Genomic DNA, 17,995 nt, shown 5'->3' with positions numbered 1-17,995 from the left:
TTTGACGTCTCGCAATTACTTTTGCTCGGCGAGTTTTTTATACAAGTCGACGATTTCGCCGGCCAAGTCGCGGAAGGTGATGGCGTTCATCAAGTGGTCTTGACCGTGCACCATGAGTAACGTGACCTTGGCGTGGTCACCATTGGCCTCGGCCGTGAGCATCCCGGTTTGGGCGTTGTGCGTCTCGGTCAGGAAGTTGTCTGCTTCCTTCAGCTTGGCGTCGGCGGTGGTGAAATCGTTGACCTTGGCGGCGTGGATTGCCTCGAAGGCGGCGCTTTTGGCGTTGCCACCGTTGACAATCAGGCCCATCGTTGCGGATAAGTTTGCGGATTCGTCTGCCATTATTCGTTCTCCTTTGCGTTGTCTAGCCTCATCATACCATGCCCGCCGTTTTCGTGGACAGGAGAAACCGCGTCTCGGTATGCTAAAGGCAAAAGGAGGCATTCATCATGGCACGCTTAGGCATTTCACTCTACCCAGAACAATCCACCCCCGCCGCGGATCGCGCATACTTGCAGCTGGCTCACGAGCTCGGGTACCGGCGGGTGTTTACTTCACTGCTGCAGCTCACCTCGGCCGACGGGGAGGACTTAGTTGCCCCGTTTCGCGACACGGTCGCTTTTGCCAACCAATTAGGCTTTGCCGTTATTGCTGACGTTAATCCCGCCTTGTTCTCTGACCTTGGCATCACCTATCAGGATCTCAGCTGGTTCGACGCGTTAGGCGTCTGGGGGATTCGGCTCGACGAAGGCTTCACCGGTAGCGAGGAGGCGGCGATGACCCGCAACCCCTTTGGCTTGAAAATCGAGCTGAACATGAGCCACGGTGGCCAGTACCTGGCCAACATCCTCAGTTACTCGCCGAACCGGGCCAACCTCATTGGCTGTCACAACTTCTATCCGCAACAATACACCGGGTTGGGGGATGCCCGGTTTACCGAGTATTCCCAGCCCTATCGCGAAGCAGGGTTAACCAGCGCCGCGTTCGTCACGAGCCACGAAGCGAGCTTCGGGCCGTGGCCGGTGAACGAAGGCCTCCCAACATTGGAAAGCGATCGCGAGCGGCCCATCGCCAGTCAAGTGATGCACCTGCGCCTCACAGATGCCGTCTCGGACATCTTGATCGGCAACGCCTATGCCAGCGATGCCGAGTTGCGCGCGGCGGCTGCCGCATTCTCGGCCCCTAATCCAGGGCTACAGGTCGAGCTGGCGCCAGACATCACCGCCATTGAGCGCGAAATTGTCTTGTTGCCCGCACATCTCTACCGCGGCGATGCCAGCGATTATTTGATTCGCGACACCCAGCCGCGCGTGACCTATCGCGCCGAAAGCATTTCCGCCCGCGCCGGGGCCGCTGCGCTGCGGCGCGGCGACGTGGTTGTGGTGAACAATGACTACGCGCGCTATAAGGGGGAATGCCAAATCGTGTTGCGCCCCGTCCCCAATGACGGTCGGCGCAATGTCGTGGGCCACATCGCCCAAAGCGACCTGGCGTTACTGGACGAGCTACGACCGTGGCAGCAGTTCGACTTGTTGGCAGATTAATTCAGCACCGCAGTGAGTTCGGCGGCCACACTGGCGGCATAGCCACCACCGAACTTGTCCAGATGCACCATCAAGTAATACAGCCGGTAAAAATGCGCGCGCTGGGCAAAGCCCGGCGCCAGCGGGTAGGCATTTTGGTACGCCTCATAAAATGCCGCATCAAAGCCGCCAAATACGGTGGTAATGGCCAAATCAAACTCGCGGTCACCATAAAACGCCGCCGGATCGATCAAGGCGGGTGCACCGCTGGTCGTAAACAAATAGTTGCCACCCCACAAGTCGCCATGCAACAGCACCGGTGTCGTGTGATGGGCGGCTAACGCAGCAACAATGACGGCGCGCGCCTGCTGGTAGCGCGCCGTTTCTGTGGCTTGCCAACGGCCATCCCGGCGCAGCTTGGCAGCTAAGGGGTCCAAGCGGTCCCCGATAAAGAGAGTCGCCCAATCAGCCGCCCAGTGATTAGTGAAGGAGATACTGGTGCCAACATAGGGGTAGTCGAAGCCGTACTGACCGGTGGGACTGGGGAATTGATGCAACTTAGCGACCAGTCGCCCCAAGTCGGCCTGACTGCCACGGCCACGTTCGAGGTAGGTTAAGACCAAGTAGGCGGTGCCGGCGTTAACACCGGTGGCGACCACTCGCGGGGCCAAGACACCAGCTTGGGCCAAGGCCTTGAGCCCGGCTACCTCGCCGGCATAAAAACTCGCCGGCTGGTGCGGTTGGGTCAGCAAAAAACGCGGTCCGGCAGTGGTGTCTAGGCGATAGGCGCGATTGACATCGCCACCGCCAACCGGGACGACCGCTTGCAGGCCGGGAATCGGTAATTGGGTAAACCAGGAGTTGGCCATCTTACTCACCCAGCCCAAATGCTGGGTCGTATTGAATCGTCCCGGTGATGGTGGCCAAGGCGTTAGCGCGAAGCGGGCGAATCTGCAAGTATGGCGCGCTGTGCGGAATCGGGGCGGTGATGCCGAACCGTTCGGCCAGCTTGAAACCAAACCGGGAATAATAAGCGGGGTCGCCAAGCACGCTAATCGCGGCGGCACTATTTTCGCCAGCTTGGACGCACAGGTAGTTGATTAAGGCGCTACCCAGCCCTTGACCTTGGAATGCCGGGGCGATGGCCACAGGCGCCAGCACTAAAATGGCGGTCGTACCGACGCGCGCAGGACTTAACAAGGCGCACCCGACGATTCGACCAGCGTCGTCGCTGACGACCGCGTCATAGTCGGCGCGGTAGTGTGGGCTGTCGCGCAATTTTGCCACGAGCTCGCCTTCCGTGCCGTCGTGGTGGGCGGCCTTGGCGAAGGCCGCCGTGACGACGGCCTGGCTAGCAATAAATTGACTTGGTTTAGTCGGGGTGATGCGCATGATGATCGTCCTTTCTTATGAATCTGGAAATAGGTGGTGAATAAAGCGGTCGGGGTCGGCCAGGAAGTTTCGCATGAATTGCACGTGGGCAATGTCGTCGAAGCGGGTCGGGGCAAGCGTGTCGCCCAGTTCATAGAGTGTTGCTCCGGGCAGTGCCATCAGGATCGGGGAGTGTGTGCTCAAGATGAACTGGGCCCCTGTAGCCGCCGCGTCGTGAATCAGCGCCAACAGGGCCAGCTGATTTTGCGGCGTCAACGGTGCCTCTGGTTCATCGAGGAGGTATAACCCGCCAGACCGCAACCGACGCTCAAACATCCCCAAAAAGGCCTGTCCGTGCGAAAGGTGGTCGAGGTTGGCGGCGTACATGTGGCGGATTTCCGCCAAGGTGTTTAAGTAAGGTTGCCGTTCGAGGCTGGTTGGGTCAACGGCGTCGATGCGGGCAAGCTCCTGAGTCGCAAAGGCTTGGCGCTCTCGAGTAGCCCGCAAGTAGGAAATAAAGTCGTCGGCGCGGAAGAAAAAGCCGCCTCGCGTCTTGTGCGTCCATTCGAGCTTGAAGTGTGCCCCGAGTTCGCGCGCTAAATCATACTCTTTATTATCGACCAAGGCGGCGCCACTCATGAGGATGGCCTCGTAGTTGGTGGCGATGGCTTCTAACAAGGTCGATTTACCGCTGCCGTTTTCGCCAACCAGAATGGTGATTGGTGTCGTGAACGTTAGGCCGGGCCATCCTTGCAACCAAGGAAGGTTGAAAGGATAGGCCTGAGTGGCGGCCGGGGCGTGATAGCGAATGCGGGTGAGTAACATGGGGACTCCTTAGTCTGTTGCCAGTAAAAATGGCGCAGTGGGCTGATACCAGGTGAGAATTTCGGTAATCGTGGCTAGCGGTAGGTAGTTCACGGTGAGTGTTTCGTTGCTGTCCCCGGCGCGCACGTTGACCTCGAGGTGGCCAAGATTATGCTGCGCGAGCCAGACGCTATTTTTCACTGTCAGCGACTGGATATTGGCTCGCCGGACGTAGAAGCGCTCGCGGGCCCACCAGCTGCCGGTTTGCACGCAGAGAATCGTCTCGGCAGCCACCGCCACACCGGATTGCCGGGCGGCATTGTATGCCTGTGCGCCGAAGAACACCAGCCAGAGGACTGCGCCTAAGCCTGCCCAGCCGAGCCAGCTCGGTAACCAAATCCCTGTAGCTACCAGCCCCGGCACCAACCAAACGAGGTTGCCGATGATCACATTACGCACGTAGTACCACCGGTGGGTCGGTGCCACCATCGTCAAGGTGGGGGCAATTGCCGGTAGCCAAGCGACAAACCGGCGGGCCGTGGCGAGACTGGCCGCAGTGCGCACCACCGGCAACATGACCAGGTCGTTTTCCTTTTCGTCGTCAGCCGCGTTGCTGGCGGTAAGGGCTTGGATGGTAGTGAGGCCGCACCACTGGCGAAGCAGGCTTTGCTTGAAGCGTAGGGCCTGGATGCGGTTCAAGCGCACGGAGACACTGATGGTTTTGAACAGGCCGCGCGTAGCCGTGAGGGTCTCCCCGGTACGGGTGAGGGTGAAGTGGAAATAGCGCTGCAGGATGTTCAAATACGAAACAGCCAGGCCAATGACGAGGACGATGACAACTAGAGCGGCAAGTAGCACCACGGCGAGGTGAGCCATTTGGTTGTCGATGGTGTGTTGCCAGGAATCCGGCGCCAAGTCGGTGAACTTGTCGATTAGCCAGAACATCCCGGTGATGATCGGGATGAAGCCTAACGAGGTTAAGGCGAAGACGTTCAGGTCATGCGCATCGATGCGGTAGCTGGAGCCAGCGGGGGTGGCGGGAGCGGCCTGTGAGGCCATTGCTGGCGTTGGCTCAGTTGGCTTGGGATGGTGGCGCCGAGCTTCGATGGCAGTGGCCACGCTCAGCGGCACGGCGTACAAGGCGGCTTCACCGCCTTTGCCTTCTTGGCCCGAGGTTTCAAGCGTCACGCTTTCTAAGTGAAAAGGGCGCAGAAAGAACCACTGCTGACGTTGGACGGTTTGGATTTTCGCGTAAGGGATGTGGCGTACTTTACGGACAAACAGGCCGGTATTGATAGTCACGGCGTCGACGTCGAGCAAGTAAGTGAAGCGGCCGTAGCGTACGCCTACCAGCACGAGGCACAAGGCCAATATCGCCAAACCACCGGCTAAGGCTTGCAGGCCGCCGCCTTTGAATAGGCCCACGACCATGATTAATAGCGCCCACCCCCAGCTCTTGACCTCTTCGATGAGCATCAGCACCAAGGCTAACACAGGCAGATGCTTAGGCGTCATCGCGCGCCTCCTGGGCCAGCTGCATGATCCGATCGCGGAGCTGGCCAGCCACGGCAGTCGTTACGCCGGCGATGCTGTGTTGCGTCGACGCCGTTTCGATTTGGACTTCCTGTAGTCCCTTGCTAGCGAGGAGTGGCCCCGCCTCAAGAGTGACGTTTTGGATGCGACTGATTGGTACGGCCTCTTCCTTGCGAAACACGAAGCCGCTTCGCAAATACACCGCCGTTTCGGTGATCAGATAGCGACCGAATGCGTAGCGGTACGGGATGAAGCTAAACTGCAGCAGGGGATGCAGAAGCCCAATGGCCAAGAAGATGCCGGCCAGCCACAGTGGCCAATGCCATAGCCCATGTGCGACGGTTAGACCCAAGGCGATGACAAGCCACACCCCACCCCAAATGACAGCGTGTAATCGCCACACCTGTTTGATGCTTGCTGGAAGCTGTTCACCCATGTTTTCTCCTCCGTGAAATCGAATTCAGCCATCACCGGGTAGTGTAGCATAGGCGACAAAAAAAGTCGCCGAAGTCGGCGACTGCATCAATAAGGCTGGTAAACGAATTCAACGAGTTGTTTGTGACTGGCGAAATTGATCTGAGTAATGGGTTGTTCGAGAATCTTCTGGTACTCTTCAAGCACGTCGTAAGGCAGCGGCGTCAGGAGATGCAAATCGTCGATCACATCGCTAACGGTCGTCGCGGTCGCGAGATCGACGAAGATATCCAATTTGTTCAGACAGTCACTCAACAACCCGGTGAACTCGCTGTCGGGTTTGCCGGTGGCGTCCGTCATCACAACTTGGGCGTGATTTAACGGCAAATGATCGAATTGAATCAGTTTCAATGCGGCAAAGACATTCATCGTGACACCTCGTGGCGGTTTTCCTTATTTTACGGCAATGCGTACCGAAAAAACAATCAGGTTCCCCAAACTGCTGTTTCACGTGAAACAAAAGGCGATGCCAGGGGCATCGCCACATTCTTATTTATCTGCGCGTTTTTGATACGTGCCGGTAGCGGTGTTAATCTGAATGACCTCACCCGTTTGGATGAATTCAGGCACGTTCACCACTAGGCCGGTTTCCAGGGTGGCGGGTTTGCCGCCAGAGGTCACGGAACCGCCCTTGATGGTCGGTTGGGTCTCGGTAATCTTCAAGTCGACGGTCGATGGCAGGGTAATCCCAATTACCTCGTCGCCGTAGAATTCGATTTGGACCATGGCGTTTTCGAGCAGATACAAGCGTTCATGCTCGATGGATTCGTCGGGGAGCTCGTATTGCTCGTACGTATCGGTGTCCATGAAGAAGCTGGTGCCATCTTGCTCATATAAGTATTGAGCGGATTTCTTTTCCAAGACGGCGGGGGTGATCTTTTCGGAAGGGCGCATCGTGGTTTGCACCGTGGACCCGGCGCGCACGTCGTACAACTTGAGCTGCATCAACGTGTTGCCTTTGCCTGGCTTGTGATGGTTGGACTCCAACACCTTGATTAATTTGCCATCTTTTTCAAACGTCATGCCTGCGCGTAATTCGATTGCTTCCATATTGTGCTCTCCTCATTGACCTGTTTCATCTATTCATGTGGGCGCCACAAACGTTGCGTGCGCCGCCCATTCCCGTAGCTCATTATGCCAGAGTTTACGGGTGGCGTAAACTCTGGCGCGTTGGCCGGGTGAGGATGTCTTGCTTGATGTAGTCGATGATTTGTTGATTCTCAGGCAAATCACTATGGCCGGCGTCTTGGCCGGACACGGTGATTTGCGTGTAATGCCGTACTTGGTTTTGAAAAATATACTTCCCTGCGCTGGCGCTGGTCAACGGAACTGTCCCGTCGCCAGCGTAGGTTTCGGTGCCGGCGACGGCATAAACAGTGAGTTGCTTTGGCAACTGGGCTCGTCCTTTGACCAAATCGTGGAGTAACTGCGTGCGGTTCAAGGGGTTAGACTCCTCGAGGTTGTACGGGGTACCAATGGTCATGAGCCGGGTCATGGTTGCGTCATCGGCGGTGAGGTATTTTTCTAGGAACAAGGTGAAAATCAAGCCGCCGTTACTGTGACCAATGCCGCGAAACTGGTTGAAATGGTACGTGGCAGCCAACTGTTTGAACGCGATGTTGAACCACTTGGCCTGTTGCTTAATGTGAGTGTAGCCGTCACGGTTATCCGAAAAGGCGACCACGATGTAGGGCTCATCGTCATGGGGCGCAATTGCTCCGGATTCACTTAGGCTACCGTCTGGGTGGACGGTGACCTTGAGGAGGCTGTGGCCGGTGGTTTGTTTGTTGAGCGTCGCAATTACGCTGTTGAAACGCTCCTGGGTGGCGCTTGAACCAGGAATGAAAATGATGGGTTGCAAACGGGAATTGTGGACGACGCGTTGCGAATGCACGGTTGACTTCATCCAGCGCTGAGCCGGCCAAGCCACGGCACCAATGAGTCCGCAGGCAAGCACGACCAGGAGCCACTTGACCCAAGGCTTATGCCACATGGCGCTCACCTCCTGCTTGAACCATCCGGACGAAAGGCAGGTAAATGGCCACGCTCACCACCAGGCACACGCTGGCCACGGCCAGTGCCGCCCAGTTGCCATTGGTGCCAAGCCATGCCCGTAACGGCCCAGGGGTTGAATCCGGGAGTGGGTAGACCGCCGGGGGCATCAGGTGTAGCGCCAAAGCGCCCCACGCGATCACTGAGCAGGCGGCCGGGGCCAACAAATAAGGAATTAGGAGCAGTGGGTTCAAGACCACGGGCACGCCGAGCCACAGAGGCAGGTTCAGATTAACCAACCCGGGACCTAATGCTGACCAGGCTAGGCGGCGCCGGTAGTGGCAAATGACCATTGCAATCAGCAAGCCTAGCGTTGCCCCCATTCCACCAAACGTCGCAAACGGGCGATAAATGGTGGCCGTGGTGAGTGGATACGGCACCTGGGTGAGGTGGGCGTGGGCCAAAGCGTAATTCAAGTTGGCCGCCCCGTGGGGATCGAGTAAGGCCAACTGCCGCACCGGCAGGCCTAGCCAACTGGCCAGTTGAATAATGGGTAGCCACAGGCCGCCGAGGAACCGTTCCAGTTCGGCAATTGCGCCAGTGACTACGGCGATGACGCTACCATGAGGAATCGCTTGTAAAGCGACTCGGCCGGCGGCGGCAATCGCCACCACCAGGCCCGACCACAACATGGCAAACCGGTGCCGAGCCAGCCAGCCACACCCAGCCCCAAGCAGCAGTCCGGCCAGCAACCAGGCACTGCTCAAGGCCGGTAGCGTCAAGGTCACAATGCCGCCGCGATCGGTGGTGGCGGCCAAGAGCAAGTAAGCAATCAACGCGGTACCCACGGCGAGGCGCTGGCGACCGGCGGATTCGGCGAAGACAAGGGCACTGATTCCCGCTGCGGCGATGCCCACCAGCCCCAAGGTGAACGTGCTCAGCAAGCTAAAGACTTGGTGCCAGTATGGGAAACCAGGGAGGCGGTGGGGCAGATCGTAGATTTGGGCGAAGAACCCGTCGCGGCTGACGCAACTGGTTAAAATGGCCTCACACCAGCTGCCAATCACGACCAATGGTAACAGCCGGGTAAACACGCGCTGAAGTTGCTGGTAGCTGTGATGTGCTTCTGTCCAGCGTTGAAGTGTAGTTAATTTTGTCCGCCACCCGTGCATGGTGCGACCTCCTCGTGGTACTCACTGTTATTCTAGCAGAGTTGTCGGTAGCTGATCGGGTGATTAACGGCAAGTTGGCCGCAAAAAAACCGAGCCTGAGCTCGGTTTCGGGTTAATGGATTTGATCGCCGCGAGCCGCAATGATTTTTTGGCCGTAGGGACTGGTATAGATCTTGGCCAGCTCAGCGGCAAACTCTGACTCGGGAATCGCGGCGCCAAAAAGTGGACTACCGGGTTCAAGCAACAAGCCAAAGCGCAATGGGCCGATGAAGAATGGGGTGAACCCGAAACGCGCCAAGACCGCTTCGACTTGCGGCTTGATGCTTTCGTGATCGGTGGCGTACGCCATCGCCCGCGGCACAGCAGGATGCCGGTCGACTTCGATTTCCAAGTCGTGGTAGCCCATGTGGTTGAATGCCTTGGCTACCAGCGCTTCGGGTAGCCAAGCTTGAATGACCTCGGATGATGATGTGTTAAAGTCCGAGATGAGATTCTTGGTGCCGTCGACTTCGGCCCAGTAGTTGGTGGCATCTAAGACGATTTTCCCAGCGAAGGCGGTCGGATCGAGGTCGCGGTAGCGGTTCAAGGGAATGGCAAGGATGATGATATCACTAGTCGCCACCACGGCTTCGGCCGTCATCGTGACAGCACCAGGCGCGAGGGTATCGATCACCCATTGCAAATCAGCGACGGAATGACGGCTGCCGATGTGAATCGACAGACCGGCTTGAACACCGATGCGGGCTAGAGTGGAACCAAGTTTGCCAGCGCCGAGAATACCGATAACTGGATCTGCCATTACGCTTCACCCCCTATGAGCTCCCGGACCCGTGGCACGACCTTGGTGGCGTAGTTCCGGATGGTCGCTTCGCGTTGGTGAATCAGCTGGCCGCCGGTGCCATACACGAGATCAAAACGGCTCATATCCAATGCCTTCATATTTTTGGCCAGCTTCTGCGCGACTTGCTCAGGCGTGCCGACATAGTAAGCCCCCTTGTCGATTTCAAACTCAAACCGGTCTCGCGTCATTGGGGCCCAGCCGCGGTCGATGCCGATGCGATCCATTTCGGCGCGAATGTATTGCCACCCGACCGATCTGGCTTCGGCTTCATCGTCAAGAATAATGCCATGCGCATGCATGCCCAACGGGTGCTCAGGTTTTTTCAGCTGTTGTGCCGCCTTGTGGTACAGGTCGACATAGGGCCGAAAACGCGTCGGTTCGCCGCCGATAATCGCAATCACCACGGGGATGTCGTAATAAACTGCCCGGATAATCGATTCCGGTGAGCCGCCTACCGCTAAGCTAGTGGCGATGGTTTCACCCTTGGGCAACTGCGGGTAAACCGTGGTGTTGGTCAGCTTCTGGGTGAACTTTCCCGACCAATTCAACTTGCCGCCGGCTAATAGCTTCTGCCACAGCGCGATTTTCTCCGTGAACAGTTCGTCGTAGTTCTGCAAATCGTAGCCATAAAGGGGAAAGGACTCGGTGAAGCTGCCGCGGCCGAGCATAATCTCCTCGCGGCCATGGCTGAGGCCATGCAAGGTGCTGAAGCGCTCGAAGACCCGCACCGGGTCGTCGCTGCTTAAGACGGTGACGGCAGTGCCGAGCTTGATCTGCTTGGTCACCATGGCGATGGCGCCGAGCACGATCTCAGGACTGCTGATGGCGAACTCCGGGCGATGGTGTTCCCCTAGCGCAAACATTTGCAAACCAAGCTCGTCGGCGAGCTGTGCCTCATGCACGACCTGACGCAGTGTCGCGTCTGCGCTCATGGCGGTCCCATCTTCTTGAAAGGCCAAGTCCCCAAACGTATCGAGGCCGAATTGTAATTTTGCTGGCATTATTTTTCCTCCGCGGTTACTTTTTGTAAGTATACTGTACCGAGAACCAAACCGAATTGCAAGTCCGAGGGCAAAATCGGTGACCATGGGGTAAAATGGCGAGGAACGGGAGGACGACTTCGTGGATCTTATCTTAGTAATGATTGCCGTGATGTTTCTTGGGAGTATTCGGCTGACACCGCGGCCCGATCACCTGGACCGCCAAACGACCGCTACCATTAATGGATTCTTTCTATTGTTGGTGATGTTCAGTCATTTCATCACCTATTTGCCTAGCGCGCCGCCGTTGACTCGGTTGTGGATGGGGACGAAAGGTGGACTGATTGTCACCACGTTTCTTTTCTTCTCCGGCTATGGCGTGATGACCCAAATAATGCGGCGCGGGCATGGCTATGTCGACAGTTTTCCCCGGCGCCAGCTGCTGTTTGTCTGGGTGAAATTTGCCGCGGCGATTACCGTGTTCCTTGTGGTGGCCTGGCTCCGGCACTTACCACTGCCGCCAATGCAGGTGGGCCTGGCCTTCGTGTTCGTTTTGCTCAGCACCCTAATCTTGGGCTGGGGCTTTGATCACGTCATCGACCGGACTTTGCGGCGGTCGATGCGCAAGGAGGTAACGGCATGACACAGTTAGTGACGGGCTTAGTGGCCCATGTTGATGCCGGCAAAACAACGCTAGCGGAGGCGTTGTTACATCGCGCCGGGAAGCTTCGGCAGCTAGGGCGAGTGGACAAAGGAGACGCGTTTCTTGATCCCGACGCCTTGGAAAAGGCGCGCGGTATCACAATTTTTTCACACACGGCGCGGTTGCAATACGACGATCTCACCTTGACCCTTTTGGATACACCCGGCCACGTGGATTTTGCCAGTCAAACCGAGCAGGTGTTGCCCGTGCTCGATGTGGCGATTCTGGTGGTGTCTGCCACTGCGGGCGTGCAAGGCTACACCCGCACCTTGTGGCGGCTCTTGGACCGGTATCGGGTGCCAACGGTGATTTTTGTCAACAAGTGTGACGCCGAAACTGCGAATTTTGCGGGCACATTGGCGCAGTTGCAAACGCAACTCGGTGCGGGTTGCCTCGACTGGACGGCCGGGTGGACCTCGGAGCTGGCCGAAGCGGTGGCGGTTCAAGATGACACCGTGTTGGCCGATTACCTCGAGCGTGGCGAGTTACCGCGAGCGACGGTTCAGGCGCTCATTGCCCAGCGCCAAGTTGTCCCAGTGTTTGCTGGCTCCGCCTTACGCGAAAACGGCATTGGTGAGCTGCTGACAGGGCTGAACGAGTGGGTCAAACCCCGTCCGGCCCAAGCCGAGTTTGCCGCGCAAGTATTTAAAATTACTCACGACAAGGCTGAGCGGTTGACCTGGTTGCGCGTGCTCGGCGGGCAGCTGCAAGCTAAGGCGATGCCGTTGCCCGAGCAGAAGATCAATCAGTTGCGGCAATACGACGGCGAGAAGTATACCGTCGTGCAGACGGCGCAGGCCGGCGATATTGTCGCGGTGACCGGATTGACCGGCACTTGGCCTGGCCAGGGGTTGGGGGCGGCCACCACCGAGCCGGCACCAATGCTGCAACCGGTGCTCACCTATGCCTTACAACCGGGTCCCAATGACATTCATGATTGTTTGGCCGCGTTGCGGGAACTGGAAGACGAGGACCCGTTGCTGCAAGTCAGCTGGTCTGAGCAACTGCAGGAACTGCGGGTACAACTGATGGGCCACGTCCAACTGGAAATCTTGACTGAGGTGTTGGCCTCGCGGTTTCACCTGACGGTCTCCTTCGATGCCGGCAGCATCTTGTACCGAGAAACTGTCACCAAGCCGGTGGAAGGCGTCGGCCACTTCGAACCGCTTCGCCATTATTCCGAGGTGCATTTACGCATCGAGCCCCTGCCGCGCGGGGAGGGCATCCGGTTTGCCAGTGAATGTTCACTAGAGGTGCTTGGCCGCAACTGGCAACATCAGGTACTGACTGCCCTTGAGGCCAAGACGCACCTTGGGGTATTGATTGGCGCGCCCCTTACCGACGTGGCGATCACTTTGACGGGTGGGGCCGCGAACTTGAAGCATTCAAGCGGCGGCGATTTTCGCGAAGCCACCTGGCGGGCAGTCCGGCAGGGGCTGATGATGTTGCGACCAACCGGGCTACAACTCCTTGAGCCGTGGTATCAATTCACTTTGCACGTGCCGAGCACTGCGGTCGGTCGCGCAATGAGCGATATTCAACGCATGAGTGGCGAATTTGCCCCTCCTGAGACCCAAGGCGACTGGGTGAGCCTCACCGGCACCGCACCGGTGAGCGAGCTGCAAGACTATGGCCCGGCCGTGACCGCATACACCCACGGGCAGGGACAATTGGACTGTGTCGTGGCGGGCTACCGGCCTGCGCATGATGCTGACGCCGTGATTGCCGCGGCGGGGTATGTCCCAACCGCGGACCTGCCGAACACGCCAGATTCCGTTTTTTGCGCACACGGGGCGGGGTATCCGGTCGCGTGGGATGCCGTGCCGCAAGCGGCGCATTGTCCCTATCAGTTGCAACCGTGAGTGCTATACTCAACACATTAAGGGGGCAATGAGTTTGGTTAAAATCGAAGAAGGCTACATGCCATTTCATGAATTCAAAACGTATTATCGCATCGTAGGTGAACGCACACCTGGCAAGGCGCCGTTGCTGCTGATTCACGGTGGACCAGGCTCTAGCCATAATTATTTTGAGTTGCTCGACGATTACGCCGACACTGGTCGCCAGCTGATCATGTACGATCAAGTCGGGTGTGGGTTGTCGAGCCAACCCGAAGACGAGAAGTGGTACGTCAAGGAAACTTGGGCGGAGGAACTGATCGCTTTGCGGCAGTATCTTCACCTCGACGACATCCACATGCTTGGTCAGTCCTGGGGCGGAATGCTGGAAATGTTTTACCTCACCCACTATGACCAAACCGGGATTCGGTCGGTGATGATTGATGGGTCGCCGGCGTCGATCAAGCTGTGGACGCAAGAGCAGCACCGGTTGATTCAATACCTCAGTTATGAAGACCGGCAGGCCATCGCAGAAGCGGAACGCACCGGCGACTTTACCGGTGCGCAGTACTTAGCCGCCAATGAACGATACATGGCTGCCTATTGCTGGGATACGCCAACGGCCGACTCGCCGGAGCCGATGCGGCGGCCGACGCACGGGCAGCGCGCCAGCTACATTGCTGAAGGGCCTAACGAGTTTACCGAGAATGGCACGTTGAGCGATTACGACGTGACCGATGATTTGCACAAGATCCACGTGCCGACACTGGTGACGAATGGAACCGATGATTTGTGCACGCCGCTGATTGCCAAGTCGGTGTATGATCACATTCCCGGGGCCAAGTGGCATTTGTTCGCGAATTCTCGGCACCTGGCGCTGTTGGATCAGCCCGCCGAATTCCGGCAGGTCTTAGACGATTGGCTAACGGCTAACGATTAAGGACAATTCAGCTAGCGCGCCGGCGCGGATAGTGAAAATGAGTGATGACGACGAAACGGGCGGATCCGCAATTTGGGTCCGCCCGTTTTTTGATAGCGGTAACAAAGCCGACAGCCTTGCGCCGCGCTGCCTGCTCCCATACGCTGGAAGGAGATTGGAGGCGATGGCAATGGGTGCTTGGTACGACCATGCAATCATCTATCAGATTTATCCCAAGTCATTTCAAGACAGCAATGGGGATGGAGTTGGGGACCTCAACGGGATTCGCCAACGGATCCCGTATTTAACGCAGTTAGGAATCAACGCCGTGTGGTTGAATCCCGTCTTCACGTCGCCGCAGGTGGACAACGGCTATGACGTGGCCAATTACTACGCCATTGACCCGGCGATGGGCACCATGGCGGATATGGATGACTTGATTCAGGCGTTGCACGAGGCGGGGATTCACGTGATTCTCGACTTTGTGTTGAATCACACGTCGGATCAGCATCCGTGGTTCCAAGATGCCTTGCGCGGCCCGGCGAGTCTGTATCGCGACTATTATATTTTCGCCGGTAGCCACAACCAGCGGCCGAATAACTGGGGGAGCTTCTTTGGCGGCTCTGTCTGGGAGCCGGATCCCAGCGGTAGCGGCCAGTCCTATTTTCACTTGTTTGACAAGCACATGCCGGACTTGAATTGGGCGAATCCCGAGGTGCGCCACGCCATGGGCGATGTCGCCAATTATTGGCTGCAAAAAGGAATCGATGGACTGCGCGTCGACGCGTTCATTCACATTGCCAAGGCTGCGTTAGATCAAGATTTGCCGACGCCAACTGGCACGAGCGCGCCCGTGACTGCCGAGCCATTTTACGCGAACCTGCCTCAGGTGCAAAGCTGGTTGCGGCCGTTTTGCGCGCAACTCAAGGCCGACTATCCCAACGTCTTCTTGCTCGGGGAGGCAGCGAGCGCCAACGTTAATCTTGCCGTGGATTACACGGCACCTGACCGCGGGCTGATGGACAGCGTTGTGACTTTCCGTTACTTCACGGATAGCAAGGCTGGGCTTGATCCCAATTTGCCCGAACAGTACCAAACCCATCAGCTCGATTTTGCGGCGTTCAAGCAGACGCAAGCCGTGTGGCAACAAACGCTAGCCGGCGTCTCGCAGCCCACGCTGTATTGGGGCAATCACGATATGCCGCGGGTGAATGGCCGCGTTGCGCACACGCCGACGCAGGCGCAGAGCTTGGCCATGCTGATGTATCTCCAACGCGGGATTCCGATTATCTATTACGGCGAGGAACTTGGCATGCAAAACCTCACGTTGCCCACTGCCGAAGCGTTTCATGATCCGAGTGTGAACGCATTTGTTCAGGAGGCAGTGGCTCACGGCATCAGTGAACCCGATGCCTTGGCCATGGCGAGTGCGAACCACAAGCTGCCGGCGCGCGGGCCGATGCAATGGACTGCTACCGGTGGCTTCACCAGTGGCACCCCGTGGCTTACCGGGCAGGCAGAGCCGCTGGCAAGTGCGGCCGAGCAAGCCAAAACACCAGGGAGCACTCTGGTGTTTTACCAGCACTTATTGGCGTTGAAGCGCCAATCATTGTTCCAAACGGGAGACTACCGCCTGTTGACCACTGACGCCGCAAGTTATGTCTACCAGCGACGCCTGGGCAATCAGGTGGCGATTGTCGCTGTGGCGCTCGGTGAAACCGAAACGACCATCAAATTGCCGGCTGGGCGCTATCATGTGCGCCTGCAAACGGGCGATGCGACGTTGACCGGGCACACCTTAACGCTGGGCGCGCATGCCGGAGTGGTGTTGAGTTAGCTTTCACAACTTAATCGTGCTCGCGAAGGCAAGCTGCTGCACACAGGACCACCTCGTACCCGAAAGGCAAAGACCGCCTTTCAAGCACGAGGCGGCGCCTGTGCTCCGCCTCTTCCCGCCTTCGCTCACAACTTAATCGTGCTTGCGAAGGCAAGTTGCTGCACACAGGACCACCTTCGCTCGCAACTGACAAAGGAGTTCATTCATGAATATTGCTGCTATGGGCCACCGGCCTGAAAGTGAAGACTGTTTCTTGTATACCGACCACGAATTGCGCCTGCGGTTTCGAACTGCAAAGGGCGATGTGGCGGCGGTAACGGTGATTTACGGCGATCCGTACTGGAGTCTGCCAGATGCAACTGGAAAGGTGACTTATCGGTACCAGACACAAGCGATGACGCGGATTGGCAGTGGGGAGACTCATGACTATTGGGCCGTTACCCTGACGGCGCCATTCGATCGGATTCAGTACGTGTTTGCTGCCAGCGGTCAGGATGGCACGACCACCTTGTTCGGCGACCGCGGTCCACGGGAGGATAGCGAGGCCCAACGCCAAGAGCTTGGGAACTATTTCCGCGTGCCGTATTTTCACGCGATTGACCGCACGCGAGTCCCGGCTTGGGTAAGTGAAACGGTGTGGTATCAAATCTTTCCTGAGCGGTTTGCCAATGGCGACTCGACCAATGATCCAGCAGGGACGAAACCATGGCGGCCGGCCGATCACCCTGGTCGCGAGGATTACTATGGCGGGGACCTGCAAGGCGTCCTGGATCACCTCGACGACTTAGCGGCGTTAGGCGTGAACGGGTTGTATTTTTGCCCGGTGTTTAAAGCCAGTTCCAACCACAAATACGACACCATTGACTACTTCGAAATCGATCCGGACTTTGGTGACAAGGCCTTGTTCGCCAAAGTCGTTGCGGGTGCCCATGAGCGCGGTATGAAGGTGATGCTTGACGCTGTTTTCAACCATCTGGGTAACCAATCGCCGCAGTGGCAAGACGTGTTGGCTAAGGGCAAGGAGTCTCGCTATGTCGACTGGTTCCATATTCGCCAATGGCCGCTGACGCCGTATCGTGATCCGACCAAGGGCGAAGGCGACCCACAATTTGACACCTTTGCCTTTGGTCCGGGGATGCCGAAGCTCAACACGGCAAATCCCGAGGTCCAAGATTACCTGTTGGATATTGCGACTTATTGGTTACGCGAGTTTGACATCGATGCCTGGCGCTTAGACGTGGCTAACGAAGTCGATCATCACTTCTGGCGGCGGTTCCGCCAGGCCGTCACCGCGGTGAAGCCGGATTGTTACGTCCTTGGTGAGGTATGGCATTCCGCCCAGCCATGGCTCAACGGTGATGAGTTCAGCGGCGTGATGAACTATCCCTTCACTCAGCAAATTGAGGACCATTTTCTCACTGGGAAAACCGATGCGGCGACGCTTGAAGCGCGGTTGTTCGATCAGTTGATGTTGTATCGCGATCAAACCAACCAGGCGATGCTGAACATGCTGGATTCTCACGACACACCGCGCCTGTTGACGGTGGCGGGAGAGGATCAAGATAAGGCGCTGGCCGCATTGGCCTTCACCTTCTTGCAAACCGGCGCACCGTGCATCTACTACGGTACGGAAATGGGGATGAGTGGTGACAATGATCCCGATGACCGCAAGCCGATGGACTGGCGTAAGCTCAACGGCCCCGTGTGGCAGGCCGTGCACACCTTGGTCGCGTTTCGGCGGGCGCACGCGGCGGTGTTAGGCACAGGCACCACAGCCTACACGGTGACAGCAACCGGCCTGATTCAAGTCACCCGGCAGCTGGCCGAGACGACCATTACCGGCTGGTTCAACACTGGTGAGCACCCTGTGGCCTTGACGGCTAAACCCGCGCTGGCCGCGGGTTTCCAGGCCGGCCAACTCAATCCAAAAGGTTTTGTCGTGACCGTCCATTAGCATTTTGATAGCGGTAACAATAACTTCTTGATTGTAAACCGCCGCTCGCCCCGG

Annotated in this window: 18 protein-coding genes; 6 read left to right on the top strand and 12 right to left on the bottom strand. The window is 57.6% G+C overall.

Annotated elements, in window-relative coordinates; translation table 11 throughout:
• Window positions 1–15: 15 nt before the first annotated feature.
• The gene (locus FD02_RS02005) at window positions 16–342 is read right to left on the bottom strand and encodes a PTS lactose/cellobiose transporter subunit IIA (protein WP_056950042.1); all 327 of its coding nucleotides are present in this window, start codon (window positions 340–342) and stop codon (window positions 16–18) included.
• A 107-nt stretch (window positions 343–449) separates the two neighbouring features.
• Between FD02_RS02005 and FD02_RS02000 the strand changes: the two genes are divergently transcribed.
• Complete coding sequence (locus FD02_RS02000) at window positions 450–1,544, top strand: DUF871 domain-containing protein (protein WP_054721364.1); 1,095 nt, start codon at window positions 450–452, stop codon at window positions 1,542–1,544.
• On the opposite strand, the gene FD02_RS01995 is transcribed toward FD02_RS02000, so the two are convergent.
• The 11 genes from FD02_RS01995 to FD02_RS01945 form a co-directional block, all read right to left on the bottom strand.
• Complete coding sequence (locus FD02_RS01995; RefSeq protein WP_056950040.1) at window positions 1,541–2,392, bottom strand: fructosamine kinase family protein; 852 nt, start codon at window positions 2,390–2,392, stop codon at window positions 1,541–1,543. The genes FD02_RS02000 and FD02_RS01995 overlap by 4 nt on opposite strands.
• A gap of 1 nt (window position 2,393) precedes the next feature.
• The gene (locus FD02_RS01990; protein WP_056950038.1) at window positions 2,394–2,915 is read right to left on the bottom strand and encodes a GNAT family N-acetyltransferase; all 522 of its coding nucleotides are present in this window, start codon (window positions 2,913–2,915) and stop codon (window positions 2,394–2,396) included.
• A gap of 15 nt (window positions 2,916–2,930) precedes the next feature.
• Window positions 2,931–3,719: an AAA family ATPase gene (locus FD02_RS01985; RefSeq protein WP_054721368.1), complete on the bottom strand. Its 789-nt coding sequence runs from the start codon at window positions 3,717–3,719 to the stop codon at window positions 2,931–2,933.
• Between the two features lie 9 nt (window positions 3,720–3,728).
• Complete coding sequence (locus FD02_RS01980) at window positions 3,729–5,213, bottom strand: PH domain-containing protein (RefSeq protein ID WP_056950036.1); 1,485 nt, start codon at window positions 5,211–5,213, stop codon at window positions 3,729–3,731.
• Window positions 5,203–5,667 (bottom strand): PH domain-containing protein, encoded by a 465-nt coding sequence (locus FD02_RS01975; RefSeq protein WP_054721372.1) that lies wholly within the window; start codon window positions 5,665–5,667, stop codon window positions 5,203–5,205. The genes FD02_RS01980 and FD02_RS01975 overlap by 11 nt, the downstream gene beginning before the upstream one ends.
• Before the next feature lie 86 nt (window positions 5,668–5,753).
• Window positions 5,754–6,074 carry a hypothetical protein gene (locus FD02_RS01970; RefSeq protein ID WP_054721373.1) on the bottom strand — a complete coding sequence of 107 codons (321 nt, stop codon included), beginning with the start codon at window positions 6,072–6,074 and terminating at the stop codon, window positions 5,754–5,756.
• A 120-nt stretch (window positions 6,075–6,194) separates the two neighbouring features.
• On the bottom strand, window positions 6,195–6,755 hold the full coding sequence (gene efp, locus FD02_RS01965; RefSeq protein WP_056950035.1) for an elongation factor P: 561 nt from the start codon (window positions 6,753–6,755) through the stop codon (window positions 6,195–6,197).
• A gap of 94 nt (window positions 6,756–6,849) precedes the next feature.
• The gene (locus FD02_RS01960) at window positions 6,850–7,698 is read right to left on the bottom strand and encodes an alpha/beta hydrolase (protein ID WP_056950033.1); all 849 of its coding nucleotides are present in this window, start codon (window positions 7,696–7,698) and stop codon (window positions 6,850–6,852) included.
• The gene (locus FD02_RS01955; RefSeq protein ID WP_056950031.1) at window positions 7,688–8,869 is read right to left on the bottom strand and encodes a PTS sugar transporter subunit IIC; all 1,182 of its coding nucleotides are present in this window, start codon (window positions 8,867–8,869) and stop codon (window positions 7,688–7,690) included. The genes FD02_RS01960 and FD02_RS01955 overlap by 11 nt, the downstream gene beginning before the upstream one ends.
• Before the next feature lie 112 nt (window positions 8,870–8,981).
• Window positions 8,982–9,668 carry an NADPH-dependent F420 reductase gene (locus FD02_RS01950; RefSeq protein WP_056950029.1) on the bottom strand — a complete coding sequence of 229 codons (687 nt, stop codon included), beginning with the start codon at window positions 9,666–9,668 and terminating at the stop codon, window positions 8,982–8,984.
• Window positions 9,668–10,711 (bottom strand): LLM class flavin-dependent oxidoreductase, encoded by a 1,044-nt coding sequence (locus FD02_RS01945; protein ID WP_054721376.1) that lies wholly within the window; start codon window positions 10,709–10,711, stop codon window positions 9,668–9,670. The genes FD02_RS01950 and FD02_RS01945 overlap by 1 nt, the downstream gene beginning before the upstream one ends.
• Before the next feature lie 121 nt (window positions 10,712–10,832).
• Between FD02_RS01945 and FD02_RS01940 the strand changes: the two genes are divergently transcribed.
• The 5 genes from FD02_RS01940 to FD02_RS01920 all read left to right on the top strand — a co-directional run bounded on the left by FD02_RS01940 (window position 10,833) and on the right by FD02_RS01920 (window position 17,941).
• Complete coding sequence (locus FD02_RS01940) at window positions 10,833–11,333, top strand: hypothetical protein (RefSeq protein ID WP_156408207.1); 501 nt, start codon at window positions 10,833–10,835, stop codon at window positions 11,331–11,333.
• Entirely contained in the window at window positions 11,330–13,255 is a 1,926-nt protein-coding gene (locus FD02_RS01935; protein WP_056950027.1) for an elongation factor G, read from the top strand. Before FD02_RS01940 ends, FD02_RS01935 begins: the two co-directional genes overlap by 4 nt.
• Before the next feature lie 28 nt (window positions 13,256–13,283).
• Window positions 13,284–14,171: a proline iminopeptidase gene (pepI, locus tag FD02_RS01930; RefSeq protein ID WP_054721378.1), complete on the top strand. Its 888-nt coding sequence runs from the start codon at window positions 13,284–13,286 to the stop codon at window positions 14,169–14,171.
• Between the two features lie 169 nt (window positions 14,172–14,340).
• Window positions 14,341–15,987 carry an alpha-glucosidase gene (locus tag FD02_RS01925; protein WP_056950025.1) on the top strand — a complete coding sequence of 549 codons (1,647 nt, stop codon included), beginning with the start codon at window positions 14,341–14,343 and terminating at the stop codon, window positions 15,985–15,987.
• 205 nt (window positions 15,988–16,192) lie between these two features.
• On the top strand, window positions 16,193–17,941 hold the full coding sequence (locus FD02_RS01920) for a glycoside hydrolase family 13 protein (RefSeq protein ID WP_056950023.1): 1,749 nt from the start codon (window positions 16,193–16,195) through the stop codon (window positions 17,939–17,941).
• Window positions 17,942–17,995: the final 54 nt, after the last annotated feature.

This window comes from Lacticaseibacillus nasuensis JCM 17158, assembly GCF_001434705.1.
GTDB classification, from domain to species: Bacteria; Bacillota; Bacilli; order Lactobacillales; family Lactobacillaceae; genus Lacticaseibacillus; species Lacticaseibacillus nasuensis.
This window is presented reverse-complemented; position numbering and strand designations above follow the sequence as displayed.